General features: G+C 54.0%; 13 protein-coding genes and 1 pseudogene. 6 read left to right on the forward strand and 8 right to left on the reverse strand.

Annotated elements, in window-relative coordinates:
* From AB5Z05_RS18050 to AB5Z05_RS18085, 8 genes and pseudogenes are all read right to left on the reverse strand, one after another.
* Nucleotides 1–198, reverse strand: a pseudogene (locus tag AB5Z05_RS18050) (antibiotic acetyltransferase); the annotation flags it as partial.
* Complete coding sequence (locus tag AB5Z05_RS18055; protein ID WP_368152547.1) at nt 167–1,624, reverse strand: flippase; 1,458 nt, start codon at nt 1,622–1,624, stop codon at nt 167–169. The pseudogene AB5Z05_RS18050 and the gene AB5Z05_RS18055, both read right to left, overlap by 32 nt.
* A complete protein-coding gene (locus AB5Z05_RS18060) occupies nt 1,625–2,452 on the reverse strand; it encodes an NAD-dependent epimerase/dehydratase family protein (RefSeq protein ID WP_368152550.1) in 828 nt (275 codons plus the stop codon). It abuts the gene before it with no gap.
* Between the two features lie 2 nt (nt 2,453–2,454).
* Nucleotides 2,455–3,006, reverse strand: coding sequence for a dTDP-4-dehydrorhamnose 3,5-epimerase (gene rfbC / locus AB5Z05_RS18065; protein WP_368152552.1), 552 nt, complete (start codon nt 3,004–3,006; stop codon nt 2,455–2,457).
* Nucleotides 3,007–3,017: 11 nt separating this feature from the next.
* Complete coding sequence (rfbA, locus tag AB5Z05_RS18070; RefSeq protein ID WP_368152555.1) at nt 3,018–3,881, reverse strand: glucose-1-phosphate thymidylyltransferase RfbA; 864 nt, start codon at nt 3,879–3,881, stop codon at nt 3,018–3,020.
* Nucleotides 3,881–4,966, reverse strand: coding sequence for a dTDP-glucose 4,6-dehydratase (rfbB, locus tag AB5Z05_RS18075; RefSeq protein WP_368152558.1), 1,086 nt, complete (start codon nt 4,964–4,966; stop codon nt 3,881–3,883). Before rfbB ends, rfbA begins: the two co-directional genes overlap by 1 nt.
* A 582-nt stretch (nt 4,967–5,548) precedes the next feature.
* Nucleotides 5,549–8,698, reverse strand: a complete 3,150-nt coding sequence (locus AB5Z05_RS18080; protein WP_368152561.1) for an efflux RND transporter permease subunit — start codon at nt 8,696–8,698, stop codon at nt 5,549–5,551.
* A gap of 17 nt (nt 8,699–8,715) precedes the next feature.
* On the reverse strand, nt 8,716–9,909 hold the full coding sequence (locus tag AB5Z05_RS18085; protein WP_139429709.1) for an efflux RND transporter periplasmic adaptor subunit: 1,194 nt from the start codon (nt 9,907–9,909) through the stop codon (nt 8,716–8,718).
* A 140-nt stretch (nt 9,910–10,049) separates the two neighbouring features.
* Between AB5Z05_RS18085 and AB5Z05_RS18090 the strand changes: the two genes are divergently transcribed.
* From AB5Z05_RS18090 to AB5Z05_RS18115, 6 genes are all read left to right on the forward strand, one after another.
* A complete protein-coding gene (locus tag AB5Z05_RS18090; RefSeq protein WP_005359187.1) occupies nt 10,050–10,688 on the forward strand; it encodes a TetR family transcriptional regulator in 639 nt (212 codons plus the stop codon).
* A gap of 177 nt (nt 10,689–10,865) precedes the next feature.
* Nucleotides 10,866–11,345 (forward strand): hypothetical protein, encoded by a 480-nt coding sequence (locus AB5Z05_RS18095; protein ID WP_368152564.1) that lies wholly within the window; start codon nt 10,866–10,868, stop codon nt 11,343–11,345.
* A 192-nt stretch (nt 11,346–11,537) separates the two neighbouring features.
* The gene (locus tag AB5Z05_RS18100) at nt 11,538–12,719 is read left to right on the forward strand and encodes a dicarboxylate/amino acid:cation symporter (protein ID WP_368152567.1); all 1,182 of its coding nucleotides are present in this window, start codon (nt 11,538–11,540) and stop codon (nt 12,717–12,719) included.
* Between the two features lie 214 nt (nt 12,720–12,933).
* Entirely contained in the window at nt 12,934–13,248 is a 315-nt protein-coding gene (locus tag AB5Z05_RS18105; RefSeq protein ID WP_005338107.1) for a DUF134 domain-containing protein, read from the forward strand.
* Nucleotides 13,245–13,826 carry a NifB/NifX family molybdenum-iron cluster-binding protein gene (locus AB5Z05_RS18110; protein ID WP_279489100.1) on the forward strand — a complete coding sequence of 194 codons (582 nt, stop codon included), beginning with the start codon at nt 13,245–13,247 and terminating at the stop codon, nt 13,824–13,826. Before AB5Z05_RS18105 ends, AB5Z05_RS18110 begins: the two co-directional genes overlap by 4 nt.
* A gap of 42 nt (nt 13,827–13,868) precedes the next feature.
* Nucleotides 13,869–14,054, forward strand: coding sequence for a hypothetical protein (locus AB5Z05_RS18115; protein ID WP_199416417.1), 186 nt, complete (start codon nt 13,869–13,871; stop codon nt 14,052–14,054).
* The last annotated feature ends 133 nt before the right edge of the window (nt 14,055–14,187 follow it).

Consider the following 14,187-nt stretch of genomic DNA (forward strand, 5'->3'; position numbering starts at 1 on the left):
ATGACTGATAAAACCACTACCAGCTAAATATGTGTATCGACCCACTTTAGAGTGTAATATATTTGCGCGACCAAAAAGTATACTTTTACAGTCAAAAATGGATGTTTTATTTTTTATTTTATAAAAATCAGATTTAATTATTATCTTTATCCTTCTAACTTTTATTTTAAATAATGTTAATAATCTTTCGAATATCATACATGATCCTTCGCAAAATAAATACTGCTGGAATGAGGCTCAACAATTGACTAAATAATACTATTTCTGACATGGGGAAATACCCCAAGAAAAAAACACTAGATAGAGAAAGCATTGGTATTATAAAGAACGGCATTGATATTTTCACCATGCTATATCTAAGAGCACTTTCTGATGAAAATTTATATGCATATGCAATCATTAATAAAAGAGCTGAACACATTGTTGAATATGCAATACCTATCGCCCCAAATTCTTTTACAAAGAAGATGGATAGTAATAAGTTAATAATTCCCTCCAAAAGTGGATAATGAGAAATTCTAAGCTGTTTGCCTTCAGCCACAAGTTTCATGCCATAAGGTGACACAACGATCCTTATCGAAAACGCAGCCAGAAGAAAATTGAAAATTTGATTTGTTGGCCCAGCTTTGTCGGCCCCAACCCATAAATTTAATACAAATTCAGATACATTGTGAGATATATTCAGTCCAACGAAAATAAGAACTGACAACAGCAATGATAGCTTTACAACTAAATTATCTACCTCATTATGTAACCCTTTAGCATTTAATTTTACAACGGGTTGTATTATTGGATTGATAATTGCACCAGCTATACCCACAACTGCATTAATTAACGTAAGCGCTAATATATAATATGCTAGATTTTGGAAATCATATTTTCCAACAATAAACGCCCCTGTGCCTGATATAAAAAATTGTGCTAAATTCCATATAGCCAATCCGCCACAAAATGATAATAGAGCTTTCATTCCATCAGATATTTTTAAGAGGATTCTTGATTTTTCTCTCTTTTTGAACTCCAAAAAAATAATTGTATATGAAATGAAATTCACCACAAAATAAGATACGGCCATCGGTAGAAGACCATATCTTGAAGAAAGGATGATAGCAAAGCCAAGAAAAACTCTAGAAAACAAATTAATTGTTGCTATTATATCATTTCTTTCTATACCCGTGAAATACCCAGAAAATATAGATGACAACAATCCGAGAGTAAATGATACACATACGACAATAAAAGAGATCTCATATTCCAGACTACCATCATTTTTCGTAAGAGGAATAAAAAAATCAAAATTTATCACTGCGCATACTATTGCAAAAAATGCAATGCTCATGCTTAAAAAACAAATAACCAATGAATTAGACATTGTATTTCTAAATAATGCATAATCATTATTGAACTTAGCAAGAGATGTAAATCGACCAACAGCAATTTGAGCACCAAATCCAAGGAAACTAATGAAAAGTCCAAATTGTAAAATTAGCGACCAAACAGAAAACTGTTCTAATGTAAGATTATTTAATATAAATGGAGAAACCACTATTCCTAAAATGACATTTGAAAACCCATTTATAATGTTAGAAATTGAATTCTTAATAAGTCGATTAAAACCACTCATTTAAAGATCCATCAGTTTATCTTTAAATTCTACAATCATACTTTCGATGTCGGAAAGAACATTTCTTGGAGAGTAGTCAGGTAAAATAGAAAGTAGAGAACTTATGTTTGTCACAGGAAATACTTCATTGGGATATTCAATTTTGTTCCAATTAATGATACATCCTGTATGTTCTTGCAATACATCTGCAATTTGTTGTGCCGTAACATTAAATCCAGAAGCAATATTTATTATTTTACCAAGGCTAGCTGGATGCTCAGATAAATATATGCATGTAGTTGCCACATCCATCACGGAAACATAGTCTTTGGCATAATCATGGTCAATATACATGTCAACCTTGCCGTGATTGATTGCATTACGGGTGATCGCCGGCAGGAAAAGCGGACTGTGTAGGGCAACACCATAGACATTGCTCGGTCTAACAATGGTAATAGCGCGACCACTCTTCAGACATAGTTCTTCTGATACCAACTTGGTCAGGTTGAACAACCGGCGCTGATCATCAGAACATACCTTCAGGTCATCTCCTTCTGCCGCAGAATCCTGGTTCATGTATACGCGGGTGGAAGAGACATAAAGGAGACGCTCAAACTTGCCTCGTGCCAGCAGATCTGCCAGCAAACGACAATTGGCGTCAAACACACCCAGCGGAGCATTCTTGCAGTCACCCTGTCCCGCACTGTAGATCACAATCCCCAGATCGGTATCGAATACACTTTCATCGTCGCGCTGCGGCACCCAGACATTTTGGCCTGCAGCTTCCAGCATGCTGACGATCTCGCTGCCGATAAAGCCCCGCCCGCCAAAAACTGTGTAACGTTTCATGCTCACCACCCATTCACCAGGTTGTCACGGACCTGGGCCAGCGTGGGTTGCACCCTGTCTTTCGGTGACAACAGCGGCGCCGTCAACGGCCACTCGATCCCCAATGCGGGATCATTCCATAGCAACCCGCTTTCATCGGTCGGGTCATAGTAATCGGTACATTTGTATTGGAAATCGGCCGTTTCACTCAGTACGCAGAAACCATGGGCAAATCCAGGCGGAATGTAAAACTGAACCTTGTTTTCTCCCGTCAGCAAGACAGATTCATGCTGACCAAAGGTAGGAGAGTCTGGCCGCAAATCGACGGCAACATCAAATACACGCCCCTGGGTCAGGGTAACCAGTTTTCCCTGTGGCTTGGTTTTCTGGAAATGCAGACCGCGCAGTACATTTTGTGTAGAACGCGAGCGATTGTCCTGGACAAAATCCGGCGTGATTCCGGCGGCCTTGTAACGCGCTTCCTGGTAGGTTTCATAAAAGAAACCACGCTCATCACCAAACACTTTCGGCTCAATAATCAGCAGGTCTGCAATTTTTGTTTTGATTACATTCATGTCGGCATCTCTTATTTGATCAGACTCAACAAATACTTGCCATAACCGGTTTTCACCATGCTGCTGCCAATAGCCTTGATTTGGTCACGGTTCAACCAGCCATTGTTAAGCGCAATCTCTTCCAGACAAGCGATCTTGAATCCTTGACGCTTTTCAACGGTTTGTACGAACTGAGAAGCTTCAATCAGAGAATCATGGGTGCCGGTATCAAGCCATGCGAAGCCACGGCCCAACTGTTCTACCTTCAGCTGACTACGATCCAGATATGCTTGGTTAATGCTGGTGATTTCGAGCTCACCACGCTCAGACGGCTTGATGCTCTTGGCGATCTCGATGACGGAATTGTCATAGAAATACAAACCTGTGACAGCCCAGTTCGATTTCGGTTTTACCGGTTTTTCCTCAATGGACTTGGCACGGAATTCTTCATCGAATTCAACGACGCCAAAACGCTCGGGATCCATGACCTTGTAACCGAACACGGTGGCCCCTTCCTGATTGGCAATCGCCTTTTGCAACTGCTTGCCGAAGGCCTGACCAAAAAAGATATTGTCGCCAAGTACCAAGCAGACGCTATCCTGGCCAATGAATTCCTCACCCAGAATAAACGCTTGGGCGAGTCCGTCCGGTGACGGTTGAACCGTGTATTGCAGATTGATGCCGAACTGCTCACCGTTGCCAAGCAGGCGCTGGAAACTTTCTAAATCCTCGGGCGTCGTGATGATCAAGATATCCTTGATGCCAGCCAACATGAGCACCGAGAGGGGATAGTAAATCATCGGCTTGTCATAAATCGGCAGCAGTTGCTTGGAAATGCCACGCGTGATCGGGTGAAGACGAGAGCCTGAACCACCTGCCAGAATAATACCTTTCATTACTTCTTCTCCCCGTACTGCTGATCGATCCAGGACTGATAGGATCCACTCTTCACGTTGTTGACCCACTGCTGGTTATCCAGATACCACTGCACTGTCTTGCGGATACCAGATTCAAAGGTTTCTTGCGGTTGCCAGGCGAGCTCGGCGCTCATCTTGCTGGCGTCAATAGCATAACGGCGGTCATGACCAGGGCGGTCAGCCACGTAGGTGATTTGATCGCGGTAGGAGCCAGCCTTGGGCACCATTTCATCCAGCAGATCGCAGATGGTATGAACGACTTCCAGATTCTGTTTCTCGTTATGACCGCCGATGTTGTAGGTCTCGCCGATGACACCTGTGGTGACCACGGTATAAAGCGCGCGTGCGTGATCTTCCACATAGAGCCAGTCACGGATCTGGTCACCCTTGCCGTACACCGGCAGTGGCTTGCCATCCAGCGCATTGAGGATCACCAACGGGATCAGCTTCTCGGGGAAGTGATATGGCCCGTAGTTGTTGGAGCAGTTGGTGACGATGGTCGGCAGACCGTAAGTACGACGCCAGGCGCGCACCAGATGGTCGCTGGAAGCTTTGGAGGCAGAATAGGGACTGCTGGGGGCATAGGGGGTGGTTTCGGTAAAGAGCGGCAATGCCTCACCGGCAGCCACTTCATCTGGGTGGGGCAGATCGCCATACACCTCATCGGTGGAGATATGGTGGAAGCGGAAAGCCGCCTTGCGCACCTCGTCCAGACCGTTCCAGTAGGCACGAGCCGCTTCCAGCAACATATAGGTGCCGACGATATTGGTCTCGATAAAGTCAGCCGGGCCGGTGATGGAGCGGTCAACATGGCTCTCGGCGGCCAGATGCATCACGGCGTCCGGCTGGTGCAGGGCAAATACCCGATCCAGCTCGGCGCGGTTGCAGATATCCACCTGCTCAAACGCATAACGCTCGCTTGACGATACATCAGCTAGGGATTCCAGATTGCCGGCATAGGTGAGCTTATCGAGGTTAACAACGGAATCTTGGGTATCACGGATGATATGACGCACTACAGCAGAGCCGATAAAGCCTGCGCCACCGGTAACGAGAATTTTCATAGATATATGCTCTCTTGCGAGGTGTTGATATGAATGCGGTTGCGGACTGACCCAGAAATACAAGACCGCGTATGGGGGTCTTTTAACATCATCAGAATGTGTATTGATGAGTACTATTCAATCAAGTTAGCGAAAAATGCTATGGCTACCGCCCCTGAGTTACAGCCCCCAATTTGCTGCTTTTAACCTGATTGTGCTTGCTGTTGGTCATCGTGTCCTCCAGCATTGTTATGTTTTGATGGCGTATAACCATGTTTTCTTTCGAGTAAAACTACGAAACAGAACTTTTCATGGCAAAAAACGCACAGAACCAGCCCGATAGAACGGCAGATTCTATCTCGATTCCAACAAGACTGCACACCAAAAAATGTTTCAGTATCTCGTTTTCAACCAAGATTCGATAGAAAACCAGAAGAGCTGTATGACCCCACCCCAAATGCGATCAAAAATCAACCTGAGCGTACTGATTGGAACAAAAATGGGGCAACCATGCTGGTTGCCCCATTTGCATTACTGGTCAGATTTGGCCTGACACAATCTTCATCTTCTGATAGTGCAAGTTAACTGAGAAAAACACTGCCATCAGTCATGTTTTGACTCATGGGCATGGGTCAGGCGCTCTTCTTTGGTGCTGTTTTTGGTGAAGTAACGCATCACCAACACGAAGAAGAGGGGTACGAAGAAGATGGCCAGTACGGTAGCGCTGATCATCCCCCCCATCACGCCGGTACCGATGGCGTTGCGGCTACTTGCACCTGCGCCGGAGCTGATCACCAGCGGCAGCACCCCGAGGATAAAGGCGAGCGAGGTCATCAGGATCGGACGCAGACGCAGGCGTGCCGCCTCCACCACCGCCTCACCCAAGCCCATCCCTTTGTCGTAGAGCTCTTTGGCAAATTCCACGATCAAAATCGCGTTCTTCGCCGACAAGCCTATGGTGGTGAGCAGGCCTACCTGGAAGTAGACGTCGTTCTCCAGCCCGCGAAGGGTGGCAGCCACAATGGCCCCCAGAACCCCGAGCGGCACCACCAGCATCACCGAGAACGGAATGCTCCAGCTCTCGTAGAGGGCCGCCAGACAGAGGAACACCACCAACAAGGAGATGGCGTAGAGCGCAGGTGCCTGTGAACCGGCCTGACGCTCCTGGAAGGAGAGCCCGGTCCACTCGATGCCCACCCCTTCCGGTAGCTGTTTCACCATCTGCTCGATGGCTGCCATCGCATCACCGGTACTCTTGCCGGGCGCCGCTTCACCGACGATCTCCATCGCCGGTACGCCGTTGTAACGCTCCAGACGAGGCGATCCGAAGCTCCACTCGGTGCTGGCAAAGGCGGAGAAGGGCACCATCTGACCGGCACTGTTGCGCACATACCAGAGTTTCAGATCTTCCGGGTTCATCCGGAAGGGGGCATCCGCCTGCATGTAGACCTTCTTGATCCGGCCACGGTCGACGAAGTCATTGACGTAGGACGAGCCCCAAGCGGTAGCCAGGGTGTTGTTGATATCCGCGATGGATAGCCCCTGCGCCAGCGCCTTCTCGTAGTCGATCTTGATATCGAGCTGCGGCGTATCTTCCATCCCGTTCGGGCGTACCCGTACCAAGGTGGGATCCTGCGCCGCCATGCCGAGCAGCTGGTTGCGCGCCGCCATCAGCTTGTCGTGACCGATACCGCCGCGATCCTGCAGGAAGAAGTCAAAACCGGTCGCCGTACCCAGCTCCGGGATCGGAGGCAGGTTAAAGGCGAACACTTGCGCCTCCTTGATGCTGAACAGATAGCCCATGGCACGACCGATAATGGCATTGGCGCTGCGATCCGGGCTCTTGCGCTCGCTCCAGTCCTTGAGCTTGATAAAGGCCATCCCCGCGTTCTGGCCACTACCGGCGAAGCTGAAGCCGGATACGGTCAGTACGGAGTCAACGTTATCCTTCTCGTTTTTCAGGAAGTAGTCGCGCATGTCTGCCAGCACCACCTCGGTGCGCTGTTTGGTGGCCCCCACCGGCAGTTGCACCATGGACATGATGACTCCCTGATCCTCTTCCGGCAGGAAGGAGGTGGGCATCCGCATAAAGAGCACTGCCAGTACCGCCAGCATGGCACCGTAGATCAGGCTGTAGCGCACGCCCTGCTTGATCACCTTGCGCACACCGCTCTGATAGCGGTTGGTCCCCGCATCAAAGGCGCGGTTGAACCAGCCAAAGAAGCCGCGCTTGGCACCAAACTCGCCATGTTTCATCGGCTTGAGCAGGGTGGCACAGAGCGCCGGGGTCAGGATCAACGCCACCAACACCGACAGCACCATGGCTGAGACGATGGTCAGCGAGAACTGGCGATAGATGGCGCCGGTCGAGCCGCCAAAGAAGGCCATCGGCACGAACACGGCGGAGAGCACCAACGCGATCCCCACCAGCGCGCCGGTGATCTGGGTCATCGACTTGCGGGTCGCTTCCAGCGGGGAGAGATCCTCCTCGCTCATCAGCCGCTCCACGTTCTCCACCACCACGATGGCGTCATCCACCAGCAGGCCGATGGCCAGCACCATACCGAACATGGTGAGGGTATTGATGGAGAAACCAAACGCCGCCATCACCCCGAAGGTACCGAGCAGCACCACAGGCACCGCAATGGTCGGGATCAGGGTGGCGCGGAAGTTCTGCAGGAACAGATACATGACGCAGAACACCAGGAAGATCGCCTCGATCAGGGTCTGCACCACCTCCTCGATGGAGATCTTCACAAACGGCGTGGTGTCGTAGGGGTAGACGATCTCCATGTTGGCCGGGAAGTAATCCGACAGCTCATTGAGCTTGGCACGCACCTTCTCGGCGGTATCCAGCGCATTGGCACCGGTCGCCAGCTTGATGGCAACCGCTGCGGTAGACTGGCCGTTGTAGAGCGCATCGGCGTCATAGCTTTCGCCCGCCAGCTCGACCCGGGCCACATCTTTCAGCCGTACCTTGGAGCCATCCTGATTCACCCGCAGCAGGATGTCGTTGAACTGCTCCACGGTAGAGAGCCGGGTTTGCCCCATGATAGTCGCAGTGAACTGCTGATCTTCCACCGACGGAGTACCACCCAGCTTGCCGAACGCCACCTGGGCGTTCTGCGCCTTGATGGCCGCCTGCACATCACCCGGGGTCATCTGCACCCGGTTGAGTTTGTTGGGATCGAGCCAGACCCGCATGGAGTACTGGCTGCCGAACAAGGTGATATCCCCTACCCCGTCCAGACGACTCAGAGGCTCCTTGATGTTGGAGACCACATAGTCCGCCAGATCGTCGTTGTTCATCGAGCCATCACTGGAGATGAAGGCCGCGACCATCAGGAAGCTGCTGGAGGTCTTCTGCACCCGGATCCCCTGCTGCTGCACCTCTTGCGGCAGCAGCGACATCGCTTGCTGCAGCTTGTTCTGCACCTGCACCTGGGCAATATCGGGATCGGTCCCCGGCTGGAAGGTGAGGGTCACCGACACCCGCCCCGCGGAGTCAGACTGGGAGGACATGTAGAGCAGGTGATCCAGCCCGGTCATGTTCTGTTCGATGATCTGGGTCACCGAGTCTTCCACCGTTTTGGCGGATGCGCCCGGATAGCTGGCAGAAATCCCGACAGCGGGCGGCGCAATGCTCGGATACTGGGCGACCGGCAACTTGATGATGGCCAGGCTGCCCGCCAGCATGATCACCAGCGCGATCACCCAGGCAAAAATGGGTCTGTCTATAAAAAATCGAGCCATGAAGCGACTACTCCATCCTACTTGTTGGCCGGGGTGTTGGGCGCGGCTTGAGCAGACGCTGCATCAGCACCCTGCTCGGCGGGATTGACCACGGCGCCCGGTCGTACTTTCTGCAAGCCAGCCACGATCACCCGCTCGCCGGAGGTGAGGCCTGACTCCACCACCCAGTTGCTGCCGACGACCCGGCTCAGCTGCACGTTGCGCAGCTCCACCTTGTTGTCAGCGGTTACCACCATCACGGTGGCACCGCCATTGGGGGTGCGAGTCACCGCAGTTTGCGGCACCAGCAGCCCTTGCGCCCGCTCCCCCTCTTGCAGGGTGGCGCGCATAAACATGCCGGGCAGCAGCAGTTGGTGAGGGTTGGGCACAATCACCCGCAGGGTCACCATGCCGGAGGTCTCATCCACGGTCACATCGGAGAACTGCAGCGAGCCCTCTTCGCCATAAGTGGAGCCATCTTCCAGCTGGAAGGTCACCTTGGCCCCTTTCTGCTCGTCCTGGGTCAGCTTGCCCTCGGCGACCAGTCGCTTGAGGCGCAGCAGATCGGCAGTGGACTGACGCACATCCACATACATGGGATCGAGCTGCTGAATGGCGGTCAGGCTGTCAGCCTGCTGGGCGGTCACCAGTGCCCCCTCGGTCACCGCGGATTTACCGATGCGGCCACTGATGGGGGCGGTGATGCGGGTGTAACCGAGATTGATCTCGGCAGTGCGCAGGGCCGCCTTGCTCGCCATGATCTCCGCCTTGGCCTGCTTCCAGCTGGCGTCGGCGTCGTCATAGTCCTGACGGCTGATGGATTTGACCTTGAGCAACTCCTGATAGCGCTGCGCCTTGAGGCGGGCACTCTGCTCGTTAGCCTCGGCCTTGGCCAAATTGGCCTTGGCGCTGGCAACCGCCGCCTGATAGACAGCCGGGTCGATCTGATAGAGCAGATCGCCCGCCTTCACATCGCTTCCCTCGGTAAAGAGGCGCTTGAGGATGATGCCGCTCACCTGCGGACGCACTTCGGCCACCCGCAACGGGGCACTGCGACCGGTCAACTCGGTGGTCAACATCAGCGGACCGCTCTGCAGAGTCACCACGTTGACCGCCGCAGGGGGCATACCGCCCTGTCCCTGGGGTGCGCCCCCCTTGTCACCACAACCTGCCAGCAAGCCTGTAGCCAGCAAGGCAAGACCAACTGAACGAGCAAGAATATGTTTATGCATGAAACACCTGAGCCTTTGCCAGTCAATGAACAATCAGGGCCGCATGGGCCCTGTTGGTAAATAGTCGAAAGATGAGGCAATATACATACATTCATAAATGTATGTAAGTGACTTTTTGCTTGCATGAGGCACAAATTTCGATGGCCAGACGAACCAAAGAAGAGGCGCAGCAAACCCGCTGCCACATCATGAGCACGGCGCTGGATCTGTTCTGCTCTCAGGGCCTGGCCAAGACCAGCCTGACCGACATCGCCAGGGCGGCAGACCTGACCCGCGGGGCCATCTATTGGCACTTCAAGAACAAGGATGAACTCTTCATTTCGCTCTGGCAGGAGCTCTGCAGCCCCCTCGCCCACCAGCTCGATGCCTGCCTCAACCCAGATGAGCCGGATCCGCTGGGGCAACTGCGCCTCTTCTTCGAAGGGGTGCTCCACAGCTTCATTCACAATCCGGCCCAGCGGCAGATGTTCACCATACTGTTCAATCTCGAATCGCTGGAGGGGGAAGCCATCTCACTGCGCGAGCATATCCGCAGCCAGTCCGCCAACTTCTTTCGGGACCTGGAGACCACCCTGGCCAATGCGGTACGGCGGGGCCAACTGCCCGCCAACCTCAACCTGCAGCGCGCCGCCACCCTGCTCCACTGCACTCTGGATGGCTACATCATCAATTGGCTCCACTTTCCGGGGCGGATAGACCTGCAGGGCGAATCAGCCTTTATGATAGAGAGCATGTTCACCATGCTGGCCCAGCCCCACGGGCCTGCCTGCGGCCGCTAACCGGCTCCGGCAACTTCCTCACATCCAAATCGGGGCCTGACCGCGCGCTTTGGCAGTCAGGCCCCGATTTGTTACCCTGTGCGCCCCCTGCTTGAGGTAACCCCTGTGCCACACTCTGACGCCACCCCCGCTTCCCGGCCATCTAACGACCAGCACGCTCACGTTCGAGCTGCCTTTGTGGCACGTCTCAAACCCGGTGCTCACCTGCTCAATGGTCAATGCGGTACGGGGGAGGATCTGTGCTGGCTGCGTGCGGAAGGGTATGTGGTCACCGCCTGTGAAGCGGTACTGGCCGACGCCAAAGTCGCCTCGCAGCAATCCGGGCAAGCGGTGCGGGTCTGCCCGCTGGCGAAGATGCACTCGGTGCTCCCTTACGATGGCATCTGGCTGAGCCGCCCGCTTGATAGCGACGCGGCCACCCTTGTCCCCCTGTTGCAACAGCTGGCGACCCTGCTCAAAGCGGGTGCTCCGCTCTGCTTCCCCCTGCCGCCAAGCGGCAAGATAAGTCACCATCAGCTACAGCAACTGGTCACCACATCCGGGATAGCACTGCAACTGGCGCCGATGGAAGCCGTATCAGCCAGTACGTCAGATTCCGCAAGTCAACACGCCAGCCAGTACGTCATGTTGCTGCGTGGCGATCATCAGGCCACCTAACGGGCTAATTCATCACGGATTTTCCAGTTCAACGCCAAGCCGACAGCTAGTCGGCGATCTTGGCTTTCGACAATATTTAACTCGGCATTAACGCAGAAAAGGCAGACATAACACGGCTTACGTGTTAAAAAGTGTGATTAATATCAAAATTTAATAACAAAACAGACAATACAACCAACTCCGGATTTCCTTATGAAACTTGTCCTGAAACTCATTGCTGGCATCCTTGCCGGTCTCTTGCTCGGTCTCTACGCCCCTGAGTGGGTGGCGCGCGTGCTGTTTACGGCCAAGACAGTGATAGGTCAGCTGATCACCTTCACCATTCCGCTCATCATTCTGTTCTTTATCATGAGCGGCATCGCCAGCCTGCCGAAAAACTCCGGCAAGCTGCTGGGCAAAACCGTGGCCCTCTCATATTGCTCCACCATTCTGGCGGGGCTGTTCGCCTTTACCGTGGCGAGCCACCTGATCCCGCAGTTCACCACCGCCGCCGAGCCCACCACGGCCACGGCCATCAAACTCGCCTCCTACGTCAATCTGGAGATCCCGCCGCTGTTTGGCGTGATGTCGGCACTGGCCGCCGCCTTCGTGTTCGGCATCGGCATCAGCGCCACCCAGGCCACCGATCTGCGCCGGGTCGCCGATCAGGGTCGTGACATCATCGACCGCCTGCTGGCCAAGGTGATCATCCCGCTGCTGCCGTTCTACATCGCCGGGGTCTTTGTCGAGATGACGGTAGAAGGCACCGTATTCGCCACCCTGAAAACCTTCGGCGTGGTACTGGTGATGGCGATCCTGATGCACTGGGTCTGGCTATCCGTGCTGTTCGTGGGTACCGGTCTGGCCCTTGGCCGCTCACCGACCCAGCTCATCAAGAACATGCTGCCCGCCTACTTTACCGCGCTGGGGACCATGTCGAGCGCCGCCACCATTCCGGTCGCCCTGCAATCGAGCAAGAACAACGGGGTGAGCGACGGCATCGCCAACTTTACTGTGCCCCTGTGCGCCACCATTCACCTCTGTGGCTCCACCATTACCCTGGTCACCTGTGCCACCGCGGTGATGTTCCTCTCCGAGCATCTGGCCATTCCGGGCATCGAGACCATGCTCCCCTTCATCATGATGCTGGGGGTGATCATGATCGCCGCCCCGGGCGCCCCGGGTGGTGGCGTGATGTCGGCGCTGGGCCTGCTCACCTCCATGCTCGGTTTCGGTGAAGCCTCCATCGCCCTGATGATCGCCCTCTATCTGGCGCAAGACAGCTTCGGCACCGCCTGCAACGTCACCGGTGACGGCGTGATTGCCCTGTGGGCGGATCGCTTCGCCAAAGGTAGCGAGAGCGCAGCCCCCGTGGCCGAGGCCGAACAGGCGTAAACTCGCCGGGATTGCCCGACCATCCTCTGCAAAACCGCAGGCCCGAACCATGTTCGGGCCTGCGTCGTTTCTGCCACCTTCACTGCTTTTGTATGTCTTTCTCTTTACCCCCCTCTGCCGTAAACAGCACTGGCGCTACCCTCTGCATCAGACAAAATTATTGGCATATGCTACATATGAGCGTATAAATGGCTTATGCCAATTAGGAGCCACCATGCCAAGACCCAAGATTGCCCGCCAGATCTGTGGCCGCCCCGCCAACAGCTGCTTCAAACCCAACGGCCGCCCCATGCATCAGCTGGAACAGGTCACGCTGGCCCCTGACGAGTTCGAGGCACTGCGCCTCGTCGACCTTCAAGGAATGCAGCAGCAGGAGGCCGCCCTGGTGATGGGGGTTTCCCGCCAGACCCTGGCCAATATCCTGAAAAAAGGGCGCTACAAGGTGGTGGAGTGTCTGAGTCTGGGCAAAGCATTGATGATGCAACCCGCCGAGCCCGACCACCCAACCAGTGGAGAAGAGCCGACATGAATGCTGTCACAACCATGACCACCAACCCCAGCAACAGCGCCCTGATGCTGAGTCAGGGGCTGCTGGCTGGCCACTTTACCCGTGCCGAGCAGCTGCAAATTCTTAACCCCGAAGGGAACGTCATCGCCACCCTGACCAACCCGGCCGTCGCCGAAGGCTGCCACGGCAAGCAAGCGCTGCTCGACGCCCTCGCCCATTATCAGGTGGGTCAGGTGGTAGTGCGCAATATCGGCGAGCGAATGCTGGGGCGCCTGCTGGCGGCCAATATCCGGGTGCTGCAGTGTCGCTCTGCCCGCCTGCCGCTGCCCGCGCTGCTGACCCCCGCCAATCTGCAACCTCTAACCGAGTCCAGTCAGGGGCGTCCGTCTCGCCGTCATCAGAGCAAGGCGACTATCCGTGCCATCCAGCCCGTCGGCGCAGACCACAGCCATGCCAATTGTCATGGTGGTTGCAACAGTGGCTCCAATCACTGTTGCGCCAGTAGTGGCAATCCGGCAGAGAGCCCACTGCAAGGCCATACTTGTTGTCACGGCAGTGAAGGCGCCAACCAGCAGGGCGGTTGCTGCCATCATCACTGATGCCATCGCTGTGCATGTCATCACCATCAAGGAGAAGAGATCATGTCCATCTGGTTGTTGAGCCTGCTCGCCTCGTTCGTGTTGATCCTGGCCATGGGCACCATCATCTGGTGGCGCCAATACCAGCTTGCCCAGAAGCGGGAAGATAAAGAGGTGCGCCCCTGTGGCTGCTCCAGCGCCTGCGCGGATCACCTCTACCAGATCAACGAGCCGACGCCCAAAAAGTAACCTGACCGCAGCCGCCATAGCCGCAGAGATAAGGTCGGCAAAATAAGGGCGCGTGGAATCGAGAAGAGCATAAAAGAGAGGGGGCACCTGCTGGTGCCCCCCTCTCTATATTTATTCCTCGTCATGTTTGATC

The organism is Aeromonas sp. R2-4 (assembly GCF_040908365.1).
GTDB lineage: Bacteria > Pseudomonadota > Gammaproteobacteria > Enterobacterales > Aeromonadaceae > Aeromonas > Aeromonas veronii.

Coding starts and splice junctions, on each gene's coding strand:
- AB5Z05_RS18055 (WP_368152547.1), bottom strand. CDS start 1,624: ATGAGTGGTTTTAATCGACTTATTAAGAATTCAATTTCTAACATTATA.
- AB5Z05_RS18060 (WP_368152550.1), bottom strand. CDS start 2,452: ATGAAACGTTACACAGTTTTTGGCGGGCGGGGCTTTATCGGCAGCGAG.
- rfbC (WP_368152552.1), bottom strand. CDS start 3,006: ATGAATGTAATCAAAACAAAAATTGCAGACCTGCTGATTATTGAGCCG.
- rfbA (WP_368152555.1), bottom strand. CDS start 3,881: ATGAAAGGTATTATTCTGGCAGGTGGTTCAGGCTCTCGTCTTCACCCG.
- rfbB (WP_368152558.1), bottom strand. CDS start 4,966: ATGAAAATTCTCGTTACCGGTGGCGCAGGCTTTATCGGCTCTGCTGTA.
- AB5Z05_RS18080 (WP_368152561.1), bottom strand. CDS start 8,698: ATGGCTCGATTTTTTATAGACAGACCCATTTTTGCCTGGGTGATCGCG.
- AB5Z05_RS18085 (WP_139429709.1), bottom strand. CDS start 9,909: ATGCATAAACATATTCTTGCTCGTTCAGTTGGTCTTGCCTTGCTGGCT.
- AB5Z05_RS18090 (WP_005359187.1), top strand. CDS start 10,050: ATGGCCAGACGAACCAAAGAAGAGGCGCAGCAAACCCGCTGCCACATC.
- AB5Z05_RS18100 (WP_368152567.1), top strand. CDS start 11,538: ATGAAACTTGTCCTGAAACTCATTGCTGGCATCCTTGCCGGTCTCTTG.
- AB5Z05_RS18105 (WP_005338107.1), top strand. CDS start 12,934: ATGCCAAGACCCAAGATTGCCCGCCAGATCTGTGGCCGCCCCGCCAAC.
- AB5Z05_RS18110 (WP_279489100.1), top strand. CDS start 13,245: ATGAATGCTGTCACAACCATGACCACCAACCCCAGCAACAGCGCCCTG.
- AB5Z05_RS18115 (WP_199416417.1), top strand. CDS start 13,869: ATGTCCATCTGGTTGTTGAGCCTGCTCGCCTCGTTCGTGTTGATCCTG.